Consider the following 2,478-nt stretch of genomic DNA (forward strand, 5'->3'; position numbering starts at 1 on the left):
TCCGCCGCTGTTCCATGCTGTTCCAGCAGGTCAGGTGCCTGTTCCGGCTCCGGTGAGGGTCTTGACGATGCGGTACACGCCCCCCTCGTCGGTGTCGGCGAGGATGCCCTGCGCCACGAGCTTGGGAAGCTCGCGCCGCACCCATGAGGAGGTCTTGCCGATCCGTGGCAGCTCCGGCGTCAGATCCTTCGGCCCGAACTCCAGCTGGCCGCGCGCCGCGAACTCGGCCAGCACCTCATGCAGGGCGGCCAGCGCCTGCTCACGCGTCTTGGTGTCGCGCTGCTGCTCACCGAAGTGCCAGTCGCGGCCGGTGTGCGGCGGCAGCTCCTGTTCGATGTCGATGCGCCGGGCCACGGCAGCCTCCTCGCCCTCGCCCCACAGCGCTTCGTCCTCCGGCCCCAGCCCCGGATCGGACTCGTCGGCAGCCGCGGCACCGTGGGCCGCGGCGACGGCGCCGACGTCGGCATAGCGAGTCCGATTGGCGTAGGCCAGGCCGGCCGCCTGCTCGGTGACGGGCCCGAGACCCTTGAAGCGGACGCTGCTGTAGGCGGCGACGGTCCGGGCCGCATCGTCCTTGTCGAGCAGGTAGGTGCGCACGGGGGTGGCGAAGCGGTCCTCGGGGATGCCGGGGCCTTCGACGTAGCAGTAGCCGGGCTTGAGGTTCTTCCACTGCTCGGGCCGCGCACCGGCGTCGATGGCGTCGTCGGAGAGCACGAACCCTGCATCGACGGCCGAGTTCACGCCGAAGGCGGCGCCTCCCCCGATGTTGGCGCGCACGTCGGTGTCCATTACGGTGTGGCTGGAGCGCTGCAGGGAGAACACGCAGCTCACCCCCGCCGACCGGGCCTCCTGCACGACGGGCAGCACGTCGGCGCCCTCGCGGAAAAGCTTGGCGACCTCCTCGAACCACACGACGATGTAGGGCATGCCGAGCTTCTCGCCGGCTTCGGGCGTCCACTGGTCGTAGCCGTGTTTGCCCAGCTCGTTAGCGCGAGCGGTGATGACGGCGGGGAGGGTGGCGATGACCTGGCGGCACTCCGCGAGCGTGAACGCCGCCCAGTCGATACCGGCGAGGATCGGGCCGAAGGTCTGCACCCCCTTGGAGGGGTCGCACGCGACGATGGCAACATCACGCCTGGTCATGAGGTCGGTGAGGACCACCCGGCCGCCCTGGGACTTGCCGGCGCCGGTCATGCCCATGAACTGCCAGTGGCCGGCGTTGCGGCCCAGTTCCTCGTCGCCGTTGAACCAGATCACCGCCGGCGGCCCGTCCTCGTAGATGCCGGGGAGGACCGGGGCGTCCGCGATGCTGCCGCCGGGCGCGGACGGGCCCGGCCAGGGCGTGGGAGTCTTCAGCATGTCCTCGGGCACGATGATGAACTCGCCCTGGCCTGCGTCTTCGGGATCGCCATTCCAGCGGACCGCGTTCGAGGGAACGGCGAGCGCACCGGCGAGGCTCTTGGCTGCCTTCTGGGCGTCCTCGTGGGTCTGCTTGCCGCGGTCCAGTTCGACGGGCACGGTGACCTTGTTGGGCGCCACCTTGATCTCCTTGGCCCGTGCGCGGGCCAGGCCGATCTTCGCGAACAGTCCCTTCTCCTCGCCCCCTTCATCGGACGCGGCCTTATCCGGGTTGATGCGCATCGTCATCTTGATCGACCAGGCGAGGGCGAGGGCCGGGCCGCCCATCAGCCACGCGTTGACCAGCGTCGGATCGGTGGCCCCGGCGATCGTGGCCGCGGTGAACCAGCCGGTCGCGGCGCCGACCGTGACGGCGGCCTGCGTCTGCCGCTGCTTCTTGGCATCCCGCCCGACGTACCAGGTGTGCCAGGTCAGTCCGGCGGAGGCCAGCGACAGGAAGGCCGATGCGGTCGCCGAGCCGCCCCACTGCAGGTGGGCCAGGGCGGCGACCGGCCACTCGGCCAGCCACACCGCGAACGGCGGCGTGTGCGGAATGACCTTGCGGTTGAGGAAGGTCAGGAGCGCGGGCATCTTGCTGCTGCCCTGCGGAACCTCGGTGGCCTGCTGCTGCGCCATCGCCTCACGCCCCGAAGTCCATGGACCGGCGGCGCTGGGACCGCGGTCCGCCGAACTGGTTCAGCTCCGGCTCGTACTCCCGCGTGTAGGTGATCCACGTGGCGGCCATGTGGGCCGATCCGGCCTGCGCCGCGTTCTTGGCCCGCTTCAGATGGCGAGCCACCTTGTTGGCGCGCACCCATGCTGCGGACCGCCCCTCCCCGGGGGGCGGTGGCACCTGGCGCAGAGCCTTGCGCAGGGTCTCCTCGGCGAAAGCGATGTCGTTGCTCGCGGTGCGCAGCACGCGCCGGCCCCGCTCGCACAGCGCCCGCAGGCCCGACGCGGACAGCACCTCGATGTCCCCGATGCCCTGCTGACGGCTCCACTGCTCGCCCCCGCCGGACGGGGCCGTTGTCCCGCGCCGGTTGTCGATGTGGACGTGGTATTCCTTCGTGCGGCTCTTGG

General features: G+C 70.9%; 2 protein-coding genes. Both read right to left on the reverse strand.

From position 1 onward, the window contains the following. Positions 1 to 30: 30 nt before the first annotated feature. Entirely contained in the window at positions 31 to 2,034 is a 2,004-nt protein-coding gene (locus ACZ4Z1_RS42000) for a plasmid transfer protein TraB (RefSeq protein ID WP_468491990.1), read from the reverse strand. 4 nt (positions 2,035 to 2,038) lie between these two features. Further along, a partial coding sequence (gene traA, locus ACZ4Z1_RS42005) for a plasmid transfer protein TraA (protein ID WP_468491991.1) occupies positions 2,039 to 2,478 on the reverse strand: 440 nt, incomplete at its 5' end.

The sequence above is a fragment of the Streptomyces sp. NPDC030165 genome, from assembly GCF_055573595.1.